This is a genomic window from Streptococcus iniae, assembly GCF_030732225.1.
GTDB lineage: Bacteria > Bacillota > Bacilli > Lactobacillales > Streptococcaceae > Streptococcus > Streptococcus iniae.
The window spans coordinates 307679-328849 of sequence record NZ_CP132230.1; the positions used below are offsets into that span (position 1 = coordinate 307679).

The following is a 21171-nucleotide window of genomic DNA, read 5'->3' on the forward strand; positions in this document are numbered from 1 at the left end:
TTTTATAATGTAAGATTAAATTAATAAAACTATTGGAAGATATAGTTTAACAAAGGAAAATTTATATAAAATTATTACTTTGAAATTACTGCTATGTTAGTGTTTGATGAGACTTCTTTTTGTTAGATTCTACGATATCAGTTTTGCATAAATGAATTAGAAGGGAAAAACAATAGAAATGAAAAAAATAAATTGCTTTTGTAGCTTTTTAGTGATTGGCATAGTTTTTATGATTCTAAGTGGGTGTCAACAAAGACAAGCAAGTAAACCTTATCAGCTCGCTATTTTTGACAAGAATCAGATTAAAACATTCACTGCTTCGGGTAGTAGCTTAAAACCTGTAGAGACTATTAAAAGAACGGGAACCGAACTTTTTGAAAAGGAAAGTTTTAAGGCATTAGGAAATCAATATGTGACAAAAACCTTAGAAGGAAATAGTTTGAAGGTTTATCTAGAGAGTATTGATAAGAAAAATTTAACTGAAATAATTAGTCCTGCACCTGGAAATGATGCTTATACATCTATAGCGGATGATCATTATTTCTATACCACTGCTGTTTTTACTGATAGGATAGATTTTTATAAATTTGATAAAAATCTGAAACAGGTACTTCATCAAAAAATCCCGAATCAAGAGAGTTTGAATGCGAGTAATCAATTTTTATTAATTGATCATTACCTTTATTTATTGGTTAGTTATGTTGATAAAAATACGCAAAAACCAGGGACAAGTCTTTGGAAAATGGATAAATTTTTTAAAATTATTGAAAAAATAGATTTAGAGGATGGGTCTGCTTATCTAAGGATGGCTAATGTGGGTCATAAACTTTATCTTCCAGAAACGTTTGCTGGTTATTTAACAAATGGTGAACCTCAGTCAGGAAATCGCATCATGGTTTTTGATTTAGATACAAGGGAAAAATATTATTTAATGTCATCGCTAAATTATCCCAAGTCAATTTATTATCATGATGGTGCTAATCAGTTGATAATAGAAAATGATGGCTTTTATAATAAGAATTTCCCTTGGACCATCCGTGATTTATCTACAAATTCAGAGCGGACAATTAGTCATGAGATGCCTGAAGATAAAGATTACTCTCCTCCGTTTTTTGCTAAAAATGAAAGGTCTTATTACTTTCTTTTTTCGGATTATTTAATAATTTATGATGTTCAATCTGGTCAAAAAACAAACATTCCCTTGTCAAAATATAAAATAGACTCTGCTCATGCCATGATTTTAAACGACTCATAAATTATAATTCAAGTTGTTAAAGAAAAAAATCATAGATTAGCTGTGGTGATAAGGATTCTGCAAACTGCTTATTTAAAGTAAGAAAAAGTTGAGTGTTTGCTCAACTTTTTTTGTCTAGGGCAAGACTGTCTTGCACCTGAGTAGAAAGTTCACGGTGTCCTCTAAAAAGCATTTGAAATTTTTTTGAAGTTTTCCCGACTCAGATAACTGTACGTTGGAACTTGATGAGTTTATCTAATAATGCTTATTATAAGCAAACGTTTGCGTATGTCTAAATGTTGTTTTGACTAGTTGGTGAGAATCTTTTGTTTAATTTTAGGGAAGCGCTTGCTTTTGTTAAAAAGTCTCGGTATACTAATAGTGAAAAAAGCTCAAAGGAGAAAATGATGTCTCAATTATCCCTTAAAAAGCAGCAGTCTTTGACTGCTGAAAAACGTCAGTTTTTTAGTATCCGTCGCCTAAAGGTTGGAACGGCATCTGTTGCTATTGCCTCTGCCCTTTTCTTTTTAGGTGTTGGCAATGTACATGCTGAATCCCCTCTTGTTTCAGAAGCACAAGTTAGTGCACAAGTGTCTCCAACAGAAGTGTCGCAGGTAAGTAAGGCAATAAGCACTCCAACTGCAATTGTTGGCAAAGAAGTAAGTAGCTCGTTGGCCGCATCAGAATCAAGTTCTCTTCAAAATTCTGCTTCTAAGGTTGATGCAAGTACTAGTGTGGCAGTTGATAATACTGCGCAAAATCAAGCACTTGCTGTAGAAAAAACGCCAACACCAACGCCTGTAACTGAAATCCCAATTGCAAAAGGAGATATTCGTCTTCATTTCCAAGAAGTGACAGACACTAATGTTAAGACATCTGGACTTTGGACGTGGGGGGCTGTTGAAAAGCCGTCAACAGGAACATGGCCAAGTGCTGCGAGTTCTTTTGATAGCAGTAAAGAAGATGATTATGGCCATTATATTGATGTCACAAAATCTACTCAGGCAGGTGATATTGGCTATGTTTTGCTTAATAACGGTCAAAAAGTAGGCGGAGATAGTGATCGTAAAATCACTTTGATTGATCCAAATATGAATGAAGTCTGGGTTGATAACTCCTTTAACACCTATACCTACCAGCCGTTAGCAGCTGCAAATACTATTCGTATCAATTATAAACGTGCTGACAATAACTATGATGGTTGGGGTCTTTGGGTTTGGGGTGACGTCGCAAGTGCTCATCAAAAATGGCCAAACGATGCCCTTGACTTTGTTAATGAAGGGAAATATGGTCGCTACATAGATCTCCCTTTATCTAAAGCTCTTGATTCCAGTATTGGCTTTTTATTGGTCAATAAAAAGGATCCAACTTTAGCTGGGAATAAAAGCATTGATTATAAATTTGCTAATCGTAACTTGCACAGTCAAGTCTTTCTAAAAAGCGGTGATGATGAGCTCTATACCAACTCTTACTATGTCAAGAGCCAAGTAGAACAGGATTTTAGCAAAGCGATTCCAGGAACAAAAGGGATTCAGGTAGAGGCAAAAAGCCTACGTGCTTTTAATTACAACGAGACTGGACTGATTGACCTTACGGTGACAAATCCTAATAATGCTAAAATCACGCGCATGGAAGTGGATACAGCTCAATTGGGTGGTGGTAAAATTCTGATTTCAAAAGAACTTAACCGTGTAACCATTACGGCTACTGCAAATACAGCTGTTGGTACTTATCAATTGCCGGTCCGTCTGTATGACGCAGATAATGGTTATTATGATGCTAAAGTTTCTGTAACTATTACACCTCGTCAGAAAAAAACAGGTGAGAAAGATTGGGATGAACAAGTTATTTACTTTATGATGACTGACCGTTTTTATAATGGCGATACGAGTAATGACAATCCTTACCATCAACCTTACAGTACTGCTGTCAATAAAGCTGGAACTTATAAAGGTGGTGACTTTAAAGGGGTAACAGCTAAACTTGATTATCTGAAATCACTTGGTGTGACCAGTGTTTGGTTGACGCCGATTGTGGAAAATGTGCCACAAAATGTGAGCACTGAAGCTGGTAAAGATTATTATGCATATCATGGCTACTGGGCTGATAATTTTGAAAAATTAAATCCACATCTTGGAACATTAGCAGATTTCCATCACTTGATTGATCAAGCGGCAGAACGTGGCATTGCTATTATTGTTGATGTTGTTTTAAATCACGCTGGCTATGGTGCTGAAAGTAAATTCCCTGGAATGCTTCGGACAGGAAGTGAGATAAAAGCAGGTGATGATCAAAGAGATGCTCTTGCTGGTTTACCTGACTTTAAAACAGAAAATGACACCGTTCGTAAACAGTTAGTTGCTTGGCAAAGTCAGTGGTTGGAAAAATCAAAAACAGCAAAAGGTAATAGTATTTATGCCTTTCGTGTAGATACAGTTAAACATGTCGATGACACCACTTGGCAACACTTCAAGAATGAATTGGCCTTAAAAGATGCTGATTTCCATTTGGTTGGAGAAAGTTGGGGAGCCAATTACAAAGATACCAAAGGTGATTTAGGAACAGGCACCATGGATAGTTTGCTTGATTTTGGCTTTAAAGACATTGCCAAAATGCTAGTGAAGGGGCAAATGAAAGCAACAAGTGATGAACTCGCTGCTCGAAATCTTTTTATCAACAATAGCCAACTCCTATCACAATTCTTAGGTAGCCATGATGAAGATGGGTTCCTTTATAGCATTGGAAAAGATCTGGATAAGTTTAAACTTGCAGTTAGTCTTTTATTGACAGCCAAAGGGCAACCTGTCATTTATTATGGTGAAGAACTTGGGCAATCAGGTGCCAATAACTGGCCTTATTATGACAACCGTTACGACTTTAATTGGGCAGAAACAAAGTCAAGTGAGTTGCTTACCCATTACAAAAAACTGTTAGCCTTTCGTAATACTCACAGTGAACTGCTTGCTAGAGGTGATTACAGTTTAGTGGCTTCAAATGACAGTCAAAAATGGCTCTTAAGCAAACGCAGTTTAGCAGATGAGAGTGTTTATGTGCTTTATCATTTGGAAAATAGCCCAAGGCAGATAGCACTAACAGTTTCAGGGGCAACTGCTGTGATTACAGATGCCTATTCAGGCAAAACTTATCAAGCCAAAGCTGGCGCTGATGGGACTTATGTTGTCTTGATTGATATGCCAGACAGCTCTAATGGGGGCACCTTGCTGTTACAAGTGTCAGCTGGCGACATTATCAAGGCTCAAACGACTCTGGATGCGCAAGCGCCAATTGCTGCTGGTTTTATCAGGATGCACTTCAATAAACTGCCGTCTGATGACTTATCAAGCCTTGGCTTATGGCTTTGGGAAGACGTTGAAGTACCTTCAGAAAAGACAGGGGCTTGGCCAAATGGGGCGACAAGTTTTGCGACGGCAAAACAAGATGATTATGGTTACTATTTAGATATTAAATTATCAGAAGGGCCAAGAGATTTGCTCAAATGGTTGATTAACAATACAAGTGGGCAAAATATTACAGGAGATCAAGCCCTAGATATCCTTAGCCAGTCCATGAATGAAGTGTGGTTTGATCATAATTACAAAGCATATTATTACCGTCCGCAAGAAGCAGGAACAATTAGAATTAATTATTTCAGAACAGATGGTCACTATGATGATAAATCACTCTGGCTTTGGGGCAGTGTTGACCCTACAACCTTAAGTCAATTAGGGAAGTGGCCAGATGGCATTAATTTTGACAAAATGGGTAAATATGGTGCTTATATTGATATTAAGTTGAGTGATTTACCAAGTGACATCGGCTTCTTGCTTTTAGATGAAAGTAAAACAGGAGACAGTGTGAAAATTAGACAGGAAGATTATAAATTTACAGATTTGAAAAATAATAGCCAACTCTTCTTAAGAGATGATGATCCAAGCATCTATACCAATCCCTATTATGTTAACAATGTTCGTATGCTAGGAGCACAACAAACTGGTCCAAAAACAATTGAAGCTAGCATGACAAGTTTGGAAGGCGCTGACAAAGAAAGTATTCTGAAAAACCTAAAAGTGACAGACAATAATGGGCAAGTCCTCGCGGTCACTGATCTAACTTTAGATGCTAGTCAAAAAACCATTCGTTTAACAGGTGAGTTTGATGTTGCTAAAGGCCCTTATGTTTTAACATATTTATCAGATCGTTTTACGGCAAAAAGTAATTGGCAATATAAAGATGCACTGTACGCCTACGATGGTCCTTTGGGTGCGCGTGTTCTAAATAATGGTCAGGCGGTAGATGTAACCATTTGGTCACCAAGTGCTGAGAAGGTTTCCCTAATTGTTTATGATAAAGATGATCAAAACCGTGTCCTTGGTAAAGTAGTCATGATCAAAGGTGACAAAGGGCAATGGAGTGTTCAACTAAACCAAGCATCATCATTAGGCATTAAGGATTACCGTGGTTATTATTACCATTATGAGATTAATCGTGAAGGCAAAACGACTTTAGTTTTAGATCCTTATGCTAAATCATTAGCAGCCTGGAATTCTGAAATGGCAGATAAGGGACCAGCTTATGCTGTTGCTAAAGCGGCCTTTGTTGATTCAAGTCAAATTGGTCCAAAAGACCTTACCTATGCTAACATTCCAGGGTTTAAGAAGCGAGAAGATGCCATTATCTATGAAGCGCATGTTCGTGATTTCACATCAGATGTGGCCATTTCTAGCCAATTGAAAAACCAATTTGGAACCTTTGCGGCTTTCGCAGAGAGATTAGATTACCTGCAAGAACTAGGTGTGACTCATATTCAATTGTTACCAGTCATGTCATATTACTTCGTCAATGAAATGAACAAAGAACGGCTGACGAACTACGCTTCAAGTGGCACCAATTACAACTGGGGCTATGACCCACAAAGTTATTTTGCCTTGACTGGCATGTATGCGTCAGATCCGACAGATCCAGCAAAACGCATTCTCGAATTTAAAGAATTGGTTAATGAGATTCACAAACGTGGCATGGGGGTTATCCTTGACGTAGTCTATAATCACACGGCTAAAGTGTCTATTTTTGAAGATTTAGAACCAAATTACTACCATTTTATGGATGCTGATGGAACGCCTCGCACAAGTTTTGGTGGTGGTCGTTTGGGGACAACTCATTACATGTCTCGCCGTCTTATGCTTGATTCTATCTCTTACATGGTTTCAGAGTTTAAAGTTGATGGTTTTCGTTTTGACATGATGGGTGACCATGACGCAGCTTCCATTGAAGCGGCCTTTCATGCGGCAAAAGCTCTTAACCCTAATATTATTATGTTAGGTGAAGGCTGGGTGACTTACGCAGGTGATCAAAACAAACCTCAACAAGCAGCAGATCAGACCTGGATGAGTAAGACAGATACAGTTGCTTCTTTCTCTGATGACATCAGAAATATGCTGAAGTCTGGTTTTGGTAATGAAGGTGAACCTGCTTTCTTAACAGGAGGGAGCAGAAGTATCAATGGTTTGTTTAGTAATATCAAGGCTCAACCCACAAACTTTACAGCAGATGATCCAGGTGATGTGATTCAATATATTGCGGCCCATGATAATTTAACCCTTTTTGATATCATTGCTCAGTCCATCAAAAAAGATCCAGCACGTGCTGAGAACTACGCTGAAATTCATCGTCGCTTGCGTTTAGGCAACCTGATGATTATGACCTCTCAAGGAACTGCATTTGTGCATTCAGGTCAAGAATATGGGCGTAGCAAACAATTCCGTGATGATGCTTATAAAAAACCTGTAGCTAGTGACAAGGTGCCAAATAAAGCTCATTTATTGGTAAATGCTGACGGGACACCGTTTGAGTACCCTTACTTTATCCATGATTCTTATGATGCAACAGATGCCATTAATCATTTTGATTGGAGTAAGGCTACAGACAGTAAAGTTTTCCCTGAAAGTACCAAGAGTCAAGCTTACATGAAAGGTTTAATTGCCTTGCGTCGTTCAAGTGATGCCTTTCGTTTAGGGACGAAAGCTTTGGTGGATCAAAATGTCAAACTCTTGACTATTCCAGGCCAAAATGGAGTTGCAGCATCTGATTTGGTTATTGGCTATCAATTGACAGCAACTAATGGTGACCGTTATGTTGTCCTTATTAATGCTGATCAAAAAGAGCGCCACTTCGTCCTTGATAAGGAGTGGTTGACAGCGGATGTTCTTGTTGATGGTGAGCATGCAGGCATTACTGCTTTGACCAATCCAAGTGGCTTGGTGATTGATGCTAATGGCTTACGCTTGTCAGGGTTAACAGCTACAGTGCTTAGGATAGCAGGTGCTAAAATTCAAGAGCCGGATCGTCCGGCGTCCTCAGATATACAGACTTCTCCTGTTGCTGATACTGTAAGTAAATCTCCTAATGGACAGTTAGTGGAAGCAGTGCTAACTCCTAACAATAGTAGTCACGTTGATCAGCCAACTAGTCAAGAAACAAGTCTGCAAATTCTTGAGCAAAAAGCTAGTCAATCAGCTTCGAAAGCTGTTAAGAAGGCTAAAAAAGCAATGCAGAAAGCTCAAAGTAAGGCTGGTGTCAAGTTGAAACAATCAAATCATTTTGCCTTGAAAGCTAACGCACTGGCGGTCTTAACAATCCTAGCTGCAGGAGTGGCGTATTTCTATAAAAAGAAAAAATAAGAAGCAAAAAAGTTGAGTTCACACTCAACTTTTTTAGTGGTCTTTTCTATTTTTAGAGACTTGTGATGTAAGAGGATAGGGTTATCTTACAAACTGGAATCTCTCAGTGTTAGTTTGGTGCCAAGTCTTGTCAGGGTGACACTACTGCCTGGAGAGATAAGCTGTTTATTAAGGATATCAACAGCAGTAGTTCCCATTTCCTCTGTAAAAACAGTAATACTGCTAAGAGCAGGGTAGACTTGCTTAGTGATTGGAGTGTCGTTAAAGCAAATTAAACTGACCCGATTTGGAACAGTGATACCAGCCTCTTGAAGTGCACGAAGTGCGCCCACAGCTAAGGTGTCGTTGGCTACAAAAAATGCTTTAGGCAGGTTATCCCCAAGTGTTTTAATGGCTTGAGTCATGAGTTGATAGCCAGATTGGGTTGAAAAATCACCAACAAAAATAGAATCAGGCCTGTAAATTCCGTTTTCGTAAGCATAGTTTTTAAAGGTTCTAAACCGTTGGTCAATGATGGTTTCTAATTGATCAGAGGTCTTTTCCTCGCCTGCAATCATCCCAATTTGTCTTAATCCTTTTGAGAGGAAATGGTCTATGACACGCATCACGGAATGGTCAAAGTCTGTGGTAACGCAATGATGACCAGCTGTTAAGGTATCGGAATCAACAAAGACCAAGACTTTGTCAAATGCTTCTAAAGTGGTGATTTGTTTTTGACTAAATTTGCCAATGGCGATAATTCCAACGATATCTTCATCCATGACTAAGGGATCATTGTTGAAAAAACGTGTGATATCATAGCCTAATTGCTCAGCACGTTTTTCCAAGCCAATTCGAATGGAATAATAGTAGAGGTCGTTGAGTTCTTCTTGTTGGCTATACCATTCATAAATAGCGATTTTTTGCTTACTTTTAGGGCTATTAATGGCTTTCTCGTGTTTTTTATAGCCTAGCTGATCAGCGCTGGTCAAAATGCGATGTCTAGTTTCTTCACTTACAGATAGACTTTGGTCTTGGTTAAGTACTCGTGATACAGTAGCTTGAGATACTTTTGCTAGTTTGGCAATGTCTTTTAAAGTGGCCATGATTTTCTCTTTTCAAGTTTTTAGGTGCTTGTATTATAGCATGCCTTCGTAATGGATTTCAATAGTTTAGTAAAATTTTAGTAAAACAATTGACGGTCATCTCCTGATTGCTTACAATGAAAGTATCGAAAAACATTAAAGGAGACTCCTATGACGCATCAAGAACTACAAGCAGCTTTTCAATCTATTTTTGCAGAAGAAGCCCAAGGCCTTTACTTCTCACCGGGTCGTATTAACCTAATAGGTGAGCACACAGACTACAACGGAGGCCATGTTTTTCCAGCGGCAATTACACTGGGGACCTATGGGGCTGCTAGAAAACGTGACGATCGAAATTGCCGTTTCTACTCGGCTAATTTTAAAGAGGTTGGTATTATTGAGATTAGTCTTGATCAGTTGGTTTTTGTTAAGAAGGATAACTGGACTAATTATGCCAAAGGTGTTATCGCATTCTTGCAAGAAGCTGGTCATACTATTGATAGTGGCTTTGACCTCTACGTTGACGGTAATATTCCAAATGGTTCAGGCCTGTCGTCGTCAGCTTCACTTGAGTTGTTGGTGGGAATTGTTTGTGAAGACTTGTTTCAGTTGAAACTAGACCGTCTTGATTTAGTAAAAATTGGTAAACAAACAGAAAATCAATTTATTGGTGTTAACTCAGGCATCATGGATCAATTTGCTATTGGAATGGGAGCAGACAAAAAGGCTATTTACCTTGATACCAATACCTTAGCATATGATTTGGTGCCACTTGATTTAGGAGAGCATGTGATTGTCATCATGAACACCAATAAACGTCGGGAACTAGCAGATTCAAAATACAATGAGCGCCGAGCTGAATGTGAAAAAGCTCTTGAAGAGTTAAAAACCTTATTAGATATCGATACTTTGGGGCAATTAGATGCTGACACATTTGATCAATACGCTTATTTGATTAAAGACAGTAATTGTATGAAACGTGCCCGCCATGCTGTGCTTGAAAATCAGCGCACTGCAAAAGCTCGTAAGGCTTTAGAAGCAGGAGAGTTGGAAGTTTTTGGTCGCCTAGTCAATGCATCACATGTTTCTTTAGAACATGATTATCAAGTAACTGGAATTGAACTGGATACTCTGGTTCATACAGCTTGGCAACAAGAAGGTGTTCTTGGAGCGCGTATGACAGGAGCTGGATTTGGTGGCTGTGCCATTGCAATTGTAGCAAAAGATAAGGTTGACAGTTTCAAAGAAAGGGTTGCAAAAACCTATACTGAAATAATCGGTTACGCGCCAACTTTTTATATGGCAGAAGTTGCTAAAGGTTCTCATCTTCTTTAAGAAAGGGATATTATGACAGTGATTAACCAATTTGTAGAGGGCTTGATTGCCAAATCTGACTACCAAAAAGAAGATGCTATTTATTTGACGAACCGCATTTTAGCCTTAGTTGGTGAAGAAGGAACAGATAAAGAGTCGGCTAGCTCTGAACTTATTGACTTAAAAGATGAATTGGTTGCTCTTGCTGTCGCTAATGGTAAAGTGGGGCAGCTCTTGGAAGAAAGAGACTGTCTTGGAGCAGAATTGATGAATTTTATGACCCCGATTCCGAGTCAGTTGAATCAAAGGTTCTGGAAGACTTACCAAGTCTCAAAAGAGCAAGCTCTTGCTGATTTTTACCAATTGAGTCAAGATAATGACTACATCAAAGTGTCAGCTATTGCTAAAAATATTGCTTTTAAGACGCCTTCTGCTTATGGAGATATGGAAATCACCATCAATCTTTCCAAGCCTGAAAAAGATCCAAAGGCTATTGCTGCAGCTAAATTAGCCAAATCCTCTTCTTACCCCAAATGTCAACTTTGTATGGAAAATGAAGGGTATCAAGGTAGAATTGATCATCCCGCGCGTGCCAATCACCGTATTATCAGAATGGATTTAAACCAAGAAGAATGGGGGTTTCAATATTCTCCCTATGCTTACTTCAATGAACACTGCATTTTCCTAGATAGTCACCATGAGCCCATGCTTATTACAGCCTCTACTTTTTCACAATTACTTGGTATTGTTGAGCAGTTTCCGGGTTATTTTGCAGGGTCCAACTCTGATTTGCCCATTGTTGGGGGTTCTATTTTGACACATAATCATTATCAGGGAGGGCGTCATGATTTTCCTATGGCCCTTGCTAAGGTAGAGAAGCGTTTTACCTTTAGTGATTACCCTGAAATTACTGCAGAACTGCTCAAGTGGCCCATGTCCGTAATTCGCCTAAAAGGCACAGATAAGTCAGCTTTAGTTAGTTTGGCAGAAAAAATCCGACTGGCTTGGCGACACTACAGTGATGAATCTGTTGATATTCGTGCATTCTCCGGGGAGCAACCCCATCACACCTTGACACCAATCGCAAGGCGCAGGGCTGATCAGTTTGAACTTGATCTTGTCTTACGGGACAATCACACCAGTTCAGAATTTCCTGATGGTGTTTTCCATCCTCATAAAGAATGGCACCATATTAAAAAAGAAAATATTGGCCTAATTGAGGTTATGGGTTTAGCCATTTTACCACCAAGGCTAAAGGATGAACTGCAGGAAGTTGAAAAATATCTCTTAGATGAGTATAATAACATAGCAGACTATCACAAAGAGTGGGCTGATACCATTAAGGCTAGTCGAGACATTAGTAAAGAAACTGTTAGTGGTGTGGTTCAAGAGGCTCTAGGGCAGGTTTTTGTGCATGTCCTTGAAGATGCAGGTGTTTATAAGGACACTTCAAAAGGAAGAGCTGCTTTTGCAGATTTTATCAAAACTCTTGGAGTTAAAGGAGATATATAATGGCAATATTAGTCTTAGGTGGGGCCGGATACATAGGGTCGCATATGGTAGACCGTTTAATTGAAGTGGACAAAGAAGAAGTTGTTGTTGTTGATAATTTGGTAACAGGGCACCGCAAAGCTGTGCATGCTGCTGCTAAATTTTATGAGGGCGACTTAGCAGATCAAGACTTTATGCGTCAGGTTTTCTCAGAAAATCAAAGCATTGATGCTGTTATTCACTTTGCAGCCTACTCTCAGGTTGGTGAGTCAATGGAAGATCCTTTGAAATACTTTGATAACAATACTGTAGGCATGGTCAAATTGCTTGAGGTTATGAAAGACTATCAGGTTAAAAAGATTGTCTTTTCTTCGACAGCAGCCACTTACGGCATTCCAAAAGAAATCCCAATTAAGGAAACAAGTCCTCAAACCCCTATTAATCCTTACGGGGAAAGTAAGCTTATGATGGAAAAAATCATGGCCTGGTGTGATCAAGCTTACGGCATTAAATTTGTAGCTCTTCGTTACTTTAACGTTGCAGGTGATAAGCCGGATGGCTCAATTGGAGAAGACCATCAACCAGAAACACACTTGATTCCAATCGTACTACAAGTAGCAAATGGTCAACGCGATAAAATCATGGTTTTTGGAGATGACTATTCAACCCCTGATGGAACTAATATTCGTGATTATGTCCATCCTTTTGATTTGGCGCAAGCGCATAGTTTAGCAGTCCAATACTTACGAGCTGGCAATGCATCAACTGCTTTTAATTTAGGATCATCAACTGGCTTTTCTAATCTTGAGATTCTTGAAGTGGCTCGAAAAGTAACAGGAAAATCCATTCCAGCAGAAATTGGTCCACGTCGTGCAGGTGATCCGGATTCACTAGTTGCAGACTCGAGCCGTGCAAGGGAAGTCCTTGGGTGGAAACCAGAGTTTGACGACATTGAAAAAATTATTCAAACTGCTTGGACCTGGCATTCAAGCCATCCGAATGGTTATGAGGATTAACAAAGTGAAGTGGTTAAGGCTTAACCACTTTTTTTCAGTAAAAGGAGGAAATATGAGCATTGAAGCAATTTTTCAAGCTTTCACGCCAGTAAACATGGATCAAATGGAGACCTTGCTCCAAAAGGAAGAACTGATTTTATTTGTTGGTCGTTTAAGTTGTCCTTATTGCCGTAAGTTTGCACCAAAATTGCAGCAGGCTTCCCTTAGTCAGAAAAAAGAGGTTTATTTTTTAGACTCAGAAGATTTAGCTTATTTTGATGACATTCAAGCTTTCAGACATCAATTTGGAATGACGACTGTTCCAGCATTGCTAGTTAAACATCAAGGGAGTTTAGACCTTGTTTGCGACTCGTCAATGACTCTTTCTGAAATTGAAAAACGACTAGCTATTTAAGCTTTTAGGGTTGGCTTGTCTTGCTATCTTGTGTTAAATTTGGTATAGTAAAACATGACTTTTATATTTGAATAAGGAGACAAAAATGGGTGGACTTTCAACAATTTTGATGTTTGTTGTAATGATTGGTTTAATCTTTATCATGCAACGTCAACAAAAAAAACAAGCACAAGCACGTCAAGACCAATTAAACACTATTGAAAAAGGTGATGAAATTGTGACTATCGGAGGCATGTTTGCCCTTGTTGATGAAGTAAATAAAGAAGCTAATCGTGTTGTTCTTGATGTTGATGGTATTTATTTGCCATTTGAATTAGGAGCTGTTAAACGTATTGTGACTAAAGCAGGAGCTCAAGAAGAGTCTGTGGTTACAAAAGAACTAGTAGAAACTGAAGAAGCTGTCTCTGTCGTTGAGCCGGCTGAAGGAGAATCTGCAGTTGAAAGTAATGACTAAGCTTTAAAGAAGCATTTTCATTGCTAATATGATCAAGGGTAGAGGGATGAAAAAGAGATTTTTCAAGCTTTCTGCCCTTTTTTTCTGCAATTCACTATCAAAAGGCAAGTCAAAAGTCTCTAATTATGGTAAAATAAAAGATAATTATGCTTTTACGTAAGGAAAACACATGTTCGGATTAAAACTAAAACCAAAAAAAGCTGCTATTGATAAAGTGCCCAAACATATTGGGATTATTATGGATGGCAATGGCCGTTGGGCTAAGAAAAGATTGCAACCGAGAGTTTTTGGGCACAAAGCCGGAATGGATGCACTCCAAGATGTAACCATTGCTGCTTCAGACTACGGGGTCAAGGTATTAACAGTTTATGCTTTCTCAACAGAAAACTGGACACGACCACAAGATGAAGTGTCCTACATCATGAACTTACCTGTAGAATTTTTTGACAAATACGTGCCTGAATTGAACAAAAACAATGTTAGAATTCAAATGATTGGTGATACGCATAAATTGCCAGAATCAACCCTAAAAGCAATGACTAAGGCTATCGAAAGTACACGTAGGAATTCAGGACTTGTGCTTAATTTTGCCCTTAACTATGGTGGTCGCGCAGAAATTACCAATGCGGTGAAAATGATTGCTCAAGATGTCTTGGATGCTAAATTAAACCCAGGAGACATTACTGAAGATTTAATTTCTGGTCATTTGATGACGGATCATCTTCCTTATCTCTATAGGGATCCAGATTTGATTATCAGAACCAGTGGAGAATTGCGACTCAGTAATTTTTTACCATGGCAATCAGCTTACAGTGAATTTTATTTTACACCCGTTTTATGGCCAGACTTCAAAAAAGCGGCATTTGAAGAGGCATTGCAAGAATATAGCCGCAGACATCGCCGATTTGGTGGGGTTTAGAGGAGATAAGGATTTATGAAAGAACGTGTTATTTGGGGAAGCATTGCTGCAGCAATCTTTTTACCCTTTCTAATTATTGGAAATTTACCCTTTCAATTAGTTGTGGGTATCCTTGCGATGATTGCTGTTTCAGAACTTTTAAAAATGAAAAAACTAGAAGTCTTTTCATTTGAAGGTGTTCTAGCCATGCTTGCAGCTTTTACTTTAACCATTCCCATGGATAATTACTTAAGATTTTTACCGATTGATGGAAATTTTGCAAGTTTTGGCTTGATTGTCTTCCTTATTTTAGCAGGAACAGTTATCAATAGCGATCATTACTCTTTTGAAGATGCCACTTTCCCAATTGCTTCGAGCCTTTATGTTGGTATTGGTTTTCAAAATCTTGTCAATGCTAGGATGGCAGGGATGGATAAAGTCCTATTAGCACTCTTCATTGTTTGGGCAACAGATATTGGCGCCTATGTTATTGGTCGTCGTTTCGGGAAACGTAGACTCTTGCCTAAAGTATCCCCAAATAAAACCGTTGAAGGAAGTCTTGGTGGTATTGCCTCAGCACTTGTTGTTGCATTCATTTTTATGTTAGTTGATAAGTCTGTTTATGCTCCACACCATTTCTTGGTCATGTTGATTTTTGTTATTCTCTTTTCAATTTTTGGTCAATTTGGTGACTTGGTGGAGAGTGCCATCAAACGCCATTTTGGGGTTAAAGATTCAGGGAAACTGATTCCTGGACATGGCGGTATTTTGGATAGATTTGATTCTATGATTTTTGTGTTTCCAATCATGCATTTATTAGGATTATTCTAAAGTGATTACAATAGTTTGAAAGGAAGTCTATGCTAGGTTTATTTACCTTTATTATTGTTTTTGGAATATTAGTTATTGTCCATGAATTTGGGCATTTCTATTTTGCCAAAAAATCAGGCATTCTCGTAAGAGAATTTGCCATCGGTATGGGGCCAAAAATTTTTTCTCATATTGATGCAGAAGGAACCCTCTATACCATTCGTATTTTGCCTCTGGGAGGTTATGTTCGTATGGCCGGTTGGGGTGATGATACCACTGAAATTAAGACTGGCACACCAGCTAGTTTAACCCTTAATGACAAAGGTTTGGTGCAACGCATCAACTTGTCCCAAGGGAAGATTGATCCAACCAGTTTGCCCATGAATGTGACAGACTATGATTTAGAAGATAAACTCTTCATCACAGGTCTTGTTATTGACGCGTCAAAAACCTATCAGGTTGACCATGATGCAACCATTGTCGAAGAAGATGGTACGGAAGTTAGAATAGCTCCCTTAGATGTACAGTATCAAAATGCTAGCATATGGGGAAGAATAATCACTAACTTTGCAGGGCCTATGAACAACTTTATTTTAGGAATTCTTGTCTTTATTCTATTGGCTTTTGTTCAAGGTGGCGCTTTTGACATGTCCTCAAATCATGTGCGTGTTATGGAAAATGGTGCGGCAGCAAAAGCTGGTCTTAAAAACAATGACCAAATTCTAAAAATCAACCAATATGAGGTTAGAAATTGGAAAGAATTAACAAGTGCTGTTGATAAAGCAACTAAAGAAGTTGGACCAAACAAAGCTCTTCATCTTACAGTTAAGTCAAAAGGACAAACAAAAGAACTCGCCTTAAGGCCACAAAAAATTGGCAAATCTTATGCTTTAGGTGTGCAAGTGGGTTTAAAGACAGGCTTTTTAGATAAAATTGTCGGTGGCTTTGAAATGGCTGCAGATGGGTCTGTGCGTATCATTAATGCCCTTCGTGGCTTAATAGCAAACTTTAGTCTGGATAAATTAGGTGGACCTGTTGCTATGTATCAAATGTCTAATCAAGCAGCTAAAAATGGCTTAACCTCTGTTCTTGGTTTGATGGGCTTACTGTCAATCAACTTAGGCCTCTTTAACCTTATTCCCATCCCTGCCCTTGATGGTGGCAAGATACTTATTAATATAATTGAATTAATTCGTCGTAAACCGCTAAAACAAGAAATAGAAAGTTATATCACGCTTGCAGGAGTTGCTATCATGATTATTTTGATGATTGCGGTCACCTGGAATGATATCATGCGTGCCTTTTTCTAAAAATAGGAGAACTAATAACAATGAAACAATCAAAAATGCTTATCCCAACCCTAAGGGAAATGCCAAGTGATGCTCAAGTCATCAGTCATGCTTTGATGCTACGTGCCGGTTATGTACGTCAAGTATCAGCAGGTATCTACGCCTACTTGCCACTTGCAAACCGCACCATTGAAAAACTCAAAAACATCATGCGTCAAGAATTTGATAAAATTGGAGCAGTAGAAATGCTTGCGCCAGCTTTATTGACAGCTGACTTATGGCGTGAATCAGGTCGTTACGACACTTATGGTGATGACCTGTATAAGTTAAAAAACAGAGACAAATCTGATTTTATCTTGGGACCAACTCACGAAGAAACTTTTACAACATTGGTTCGTGATGCTGTTAAATCATACAAACAATTACCCCTTAATTTATACCAAATCCAATCAAAATATCGTGATGAAAAACGCCCTCGAAATGGACTCTTACGTACCCGTGAATTTATCATGAAAGATGGCTATAGCTTCCACCAGGACTATAACGATTTAGATATTACTTATGAGGATTATCGCAGAGCTTATGAAGCTATTTTTACCAGAGCAGGTCTTGAGTTTAAAGGCATTATTGGTGATGGCGGAGCTATGGGAGGTAAAGATTCTCAAGAATTCATGGCTATTACCCCAGAACGCACGGATTTGGAGCGTTGGTTAGTTCTTGATAAGTCAATTCCGTCATTATCAGACATTCCAGAAACAGTTTTAGAAGACATTAAAGCAGAACTAAACAACTGGATGATTTCAGGTGAAGATACGGTTGCTTACTCAAGTGAATCTAGTTACGCTGCTAACCTTGAAATGGCAAGTAATGCTTATACCCCAGTAACAAAAGTTGAAGCTCAAAATGCTCTTGAAGAAGTGGCGACACCAGACTGTAAAACCATTGATCAAGTGGCAGATTTCTTGTCAGTTGATGAAAAAGAAACAATCAAGACCCTCTTATTTATGGCTGATGGGGAGCCAGTTGTTGCCTTGTTAGTCGGTAATGATCAGGTTAATGATGTTAAACTGAAAAATTACCTTGGGGCAGACTTCCTTGAAGCAGCAAGCGAAGTAGAAGCGCAATCTGTTTTTGGTGCTAACTTTGGTTCTTTAGGACCAGTTGGTTTACCAGAGTCAGTGAAAATTATCGCAGATAGAAATGTTCATGACTTGGCAAATGCTGTTGCAGGTGCTAATAAAGATGGTTTCCACCTAAAAGGTGTTAATCCAGAGCGTGACTTCACAGCTGAATATGTTGACATTCGTGAAGTTAAAGAAGGAGAAATGTCTCCAGATGGCCACGGAGTTCTTCAATTTGCCCGTGGTATTGAGGTTGGTCACATCTTTAAACTTGGAACGCGTTATTCTGACAGCATGAATGCTAACATCTTAGATGAAAATGGCAGAGCAGTTCCAATTGTTATGGGATGTTATGGTATTGGTGTTAGCCGTATTTTATCAGCTGTTATCGAACAACATGCCCGTTTATTTGTTAGCAAAACACCAAAAGGTGATTTCCGCTATTCATGGGGCATTAACTTCCCTAAAGAATTAGCACCATTTGATGTTCATCTCATTACCGTTAATACAAAAGACCAAGAAGCTCAAGACTTAACTGCTAAAATTGAAGCAGACTTGATGGCAAAAGGTTATGAAGTGTTAACAGATGACCGTAATGAACGTGTTGGCTCAAAATTCTCTGATAGTGATTTGATTGGTCTACCAATCCGTGTTACTGTTGGGAAAAAAGCAGGTGAAGGCATTGTTGAGATTAAAATCAAGGCAAGTGGTGACAGCATTGAAGTTCATGCTGATAACTTAATTGAAACCCTTCATATTTTAACCAAAGATAACTAAAATTAACCAGCTTAGGCTGGTTTTTTTGCTATAATACAACTATGACAGAAGATGACTTAAGGGCATGGATTCTAGCAGATAAGGATTTCATGGCCCTATTACAAATTGTAGAAGCGCAGCAGTTACCAGATGCTTGGGTTGCAGCAGGGTGTTTGCGTAATTTTATTTGGAATAAATTAGCTTATGGCACAGGATTTGATAAGACAACAGATATTGACCTTGTGTTTTTTGATGCTGATCGCTCTTATCAAGATTCTCTAGAGATTGAGAAAAACTTAAAGAGAGAACATCCTGAATTTAAGTGGGAAGTTCGAAATCAAGCTTACATGCATGGGCATAGTCCCGAAACCTTGCCTTATCAGTCAACTTGTGATGCCATTTCAAAATACCCTGAAACCTGTACAGCTTTGGCTCTACGATTGACGGAAGGTTTTTTAGAATTCTTTATTCCTTATGGTTTGGAAGTTGTTGAGAAGTTTGAGTGTCGACCAACACCATATTTTTTGGAGAATACGAAGCGGATGGAGCTCTACAAGAAACGGTTGGGCAGCAAAAAATGGACGGAAAAATGGCCAAAATGTTGTTTTTACCATCTTTAACATTAAATTATCTTAATCTAAGATAAAAAGTGGTATAATTTAGAAAAAGAAAAAGTGAGGAAATAGATGATGAAAACGAGAGCTGAACTTAAAAGAGAGGCTAAAGAAGCCCTTAAAGGAAACTGGGGCTGGGCTATCCAAATTACCTTCTTACCAATGCTATTGGTTGTATTTATTAATGTTATGCTTAATTACTTTATTGATCGTTCAATGTCGACCATTGGACTTGATGGGGAACTTGTATTAACATCGACGGGTTTATTCTTCTCCCTTATACTTTCGATAATTTATATAATAGTACTTACGGGATTAGAAGTTAACTTTGAGAACGCCTTTTTGAATTTAATTCGTGGCAAGAAAACAAGTTTTACCCCAGCTATGTCATATGCTTTTACACAAAGACGTTTCGGAAAATTCTTTTTAACGAATTTAGTCATGGGGATTTTCGTATACCTTTGGTTACTACTATTGGTCATTCCTGGTATTATTAAAAGTTTGTCTTACTCTCAAGCAAATTACATCTTAATTGATCAGATTGAGAATGGCGATGAGGTAAGTGTTACAGGTCCAATCACAAAAAGTAGAGCTATGATGGACGGTCACAAATGGGAATTCTTTGTTCTCCAATTAAGGCTAAATTTCAAGTCCAAGTTAGCCAACGGTTAAAAACTCTTTAGGAGATTTGTAGTCTAATATTTTCTTAGGATAGTTGTTTATCCAATTTTCAATGAATGCGACCTCTCTTTGGGTCGTTTTCTTTGTTCCTTTAGGTAACCATCTTCTGATCAGTCTGTTGTGGTTCTCATTCGTTCCCCTTTCCCAGGAAGCGTAGGGATGTGCGTAGTAGATATCTTCTTTTGGAAAGACAAGAGAAAGTCTGTTGAATTCAGTTCCGTTATCAGCTGTAATAGAGTGAATAGAGTGAGTCTTTACTATACTTTCTAAGGCATGATTGACCGACTGAGCAGACTTATCCGGAATGAGTCTGATAATCTGGTGACGACTACGGCGGTCTGTTAGAGTTAGTAGACATTCATTCTTAGCCCTTGTTAGAATGACCGTATCAATTTCATAATGCCCATTTTCAAGTCTACGATTAATCGCATCAGGTCTTTTCTCAATGGATTGACCAGCAGGTTTGAAACGAGGGCTAGCCTTCTTTGATTTTCCCTTTCTTTTCCTTGGATACAAGATGTGATCAGAATGGATGCCAAGGTGTCCGTTATGAATCCAATAATAGATGGTTGAAACAGGAACAGCTATACCTTTCGACTTCACCATCATTTCAGGTGAAAAGTTCTGCCTCATATAGTGCAGAATCCTCTCTTTCGTATCTTTATCCAAGCCAATAGAACGAATAGAATTTCGTCGTTTATTCTCATAGCTAGCTTGAGCGTAGTCAGCTTGATAAATCATTTCAAATTTACCTTTACGAATTTGTTGTCTAACAAGTCCTCGTTTAACCTCATTATGAATGGTTTGAGGCGCTTTACCTAGCAAGTTAGCGATGGCTCTATTGGACTTTCCTTCTGACTTCCATTTCTCGATGAAGTAACGCTCAGCTATTGTCAAATGTTTTCCTTTTGGTGTATAATGTTCATGCATCTCAAAGTGTCCTATCTTGTGTTTGTGGTGAACTACAAGTATATCTCTTTGAGATGTTTTTTCATACCCTCAGATGGCTAACTTCATTTTAGAACTTTCTGTTCTCCAATTAAGTTTTATTGGTTGGTCTTTTCTTGCTTTATTCTTGACATTTGGTATTGGGTTCATCTGGTTATCACCTTATATAATGGCAACTACGGCTGCATATTATGATAATTTAAAGGCTGAAACTTCAGGTGAGAAACGCCTATTAAACGTTGAAAATCCGGAAGAATCAACTGCTGATGACTATGAAGAACTTGATTTTGAAGAAGCAAAAGAAGAAGTGGTTTCAGATGTGCCATTAATGGGACAGCCTGAAATTAAAGATGCTACTATGAAATAAGAAGCAAGACTTGATTAACCAAGTCTTTTCTTCTTGTCAAAAT

Annotated in this window: 15 protein-coding genes and 1 pseudogene; 14 read left to right on the top strand and 2 right to left on the bottom strand. The window is 38.4% G+C overall.

The features are described from left to right. The first annotated feature begins 178 nt into the window (after positions 1-178). Together Q9317_RS01670 and Q9317_RS01675 are read left to right on the top strand one after the other, a co-directional pair. On the top strand, positions 179-1255 hold the full coding sequence (locus Q9317_RS01670; RefSeq protein ID WP_121791485.1) for a hypothetical protein: 1077 nt from the start codon (positions 179-181) through the stop codon (positions 1253-1255). Between the two features lie 386 nt (positions 1256-1641). Then, positions 1642-7911: a pullulanase gene (locus Q9317_RS01675; protein ID WP_003100640.1), complete on the top strand. Its 6270-nt coding sequence runs from the start codon at positions 1642-1644 to the stop codon at positions 7909-7911. An 86-nt stretch (positions 7912-7997) separates the two neighbouring features. Here the strand turns inward: Q9317_RS01675 and Q9317_RS01680 are convergent, their stop codons facing one another. Then, positions 7998-8996: a LacI family DNA-binding transcriptional regulator gene (locus Q9317_RS01680; RefSeq protein ID WP_003100641.1), complete on the bottom strand. Its 999-nt coding sequence runs from the start codon at positions 8994-8996 to the stop codon at positions 7998-8000. Between the two features lie 150 nt (positions 8997-9146). Between Q9317_RS01680 and Q9317_RS01685 the strand changes: the two genes are divergently transcribed. The 11 genes from Q9317_RS01685 (at position 9147) to Q9317_RS01735 (ending at position 19804) form a co-directional block, all read left to right on the top strand. After that, positions 9147-10310 (top strand): galactokinase, encoded by a 1164-nt coding sequence (locus tag Q9317_RS01685; RefSeq protein WP_003100643.1) that lies wholly within the window; start codon positions 9147-9149, stop codon positions 10308-10310. 12 nt (positions 10311-10322) lie between these two features. Further along, positions 10323-11801, top strand: a complete 1479-nt coding sequence (gene galT, locus Q9317_RS01690) for a UDP-glucose--hexose-1-phosphate uridylyltransferase (protein WP_003100645.1) — start codon at positions 10323-10325, stop codon at positions 11799-11801. Then, positions 11801-12796, top strand: a complete 996-nt coding sequence (gene galE, locus Q9317_RS01695; protein ID WP_003100646.1) for a UDP-glucose 4-epimerase GalE — start codon at positions 11801-11803, stop codon at positions 12794-12796. The genes galT and galE overlap by 1 nt, the downstream gene beginning before the upstream one ends. 52 nt (positions 12797-12848) lie before the next feature. Next, the gene (locus tag Q9317_RS01700) at positions 12849-13190 is read left to right on the top strand and encodes a DUF6568 family protein (protein ID WP_003100648.1); all 342 of its coding nucleotides are present in this window, start codon (positions 12849-12851) and stop codon (positions 13188-13190) included. Positions 13191-13275: 85 nt separating this feature from the next. Continuing rightward, positions 13276-13644: a preprotein translocase subunit YajC gene (gene yajC / locus Q9317_RS01705; RefSeq protein WP_003100650.1), complete on the top strand. Its 369-nt coding sequence runs from the start codon at positions 13276-13278 to the stop codon at positions 13642-13644. A 169-nt stretch (positions 13645-13813) separates the two neighbouring features. Then, a complete protein-coding gene (gene uppS / locus Q9317_RS01710) occupies positions 13814-14563 on the top strand; it encodes an undecaprenyl pyrophosphate synthase (RefSeq protein WP_003100651.1) in 750 nt (249 codons plus the stop codon). A 15-nt stretch (positions 14564-14578) separates the two neighbouring features. Continuing rightward, positions 14579-15373: a phosphatidate cytidylyltransferase gene (locus tag Q9317_RS01715; RefSeq protein WP_003100652.1), complete on the top strand. Its 795-nt coding sequence runs from the start codon at positions 14579-14581 to the stop codon at positions 15371-15373. Between the two features lie 29 nt (positions 15374-15402). Next, on the top strand, positions 15403-16662 hold the full coding sequence (locus Q9317_RS01720; RefSeq protein WP_003100654.1) for a M50 family metallopeptidase: 1260 nt from the start codon (positions 15403-15405) through the stop codon (positions 16660-16662). 20 nt (positions 16663-16682) lie between these two features. Continuing rightward, complete coding sequence (locus Q9317_RS01725) at positions 16683-18539, top strand: proline--tRNA ligase (protein WP_003100656.1); 1857 nt, start codon at positions 16683-16685, stop codon at positions 18537-18539. A gap of 41 nt (positions 18540-18580) precedes the next feature. Further along, the gene (locus tag Q9317_RS01730) at positions 18581-19138 is read left to right on the top strand and encodes a nucleotidyltransferase family protein (RefSeq protein ID WP_003100659.1); all 558 of its coding nucleotides are present in this window, start codon (positions 18581-18583) and stop codon (positions 19136-19138) included. A gap of 66 nt (positions 19139-19204) precedes the next feature. Next, on the top strand, positions 19205-19804 hold the full coding sequence (locus Q9317_RS01735; RefSeq protein WP_235284168.1) for a DUF975 family protein: 600 nt from the start codon (positions 19205-19207) through the stop codon (positions 19802-19804). Here Q9317_RS01735 and Q9317_RS01740 read toward each other — a convergent pair. Continuing rightward, the gene (locus Q9317_RS01740) at positions 19790-20743 is read right to left on the bottom strand and encodes an IS30 family transposase (RefSeq protein WP_003098714.1); all 954 of its coding nucleotides are present in this window, start codon (positions 20741-20743) and stop codon (positions 19790-19792) included. The genes Q9317_RS01735 and Q9317_RS01740 overlap by 15 nt on opposite strands. A 91-nt stretch (positions 20744-20834) precedes the next feature. Between Q9317_RS01740 and Q9317_RS01745 the strand changes: the two are divergent. After that, positions 20835-21128, top strand: a pseudogene (locus tag Q9317_RS01745) (DUF975 family protein); the annotation flags it as partial. Positions 21129-21171 lie beyond the last annotated feature (43 nt).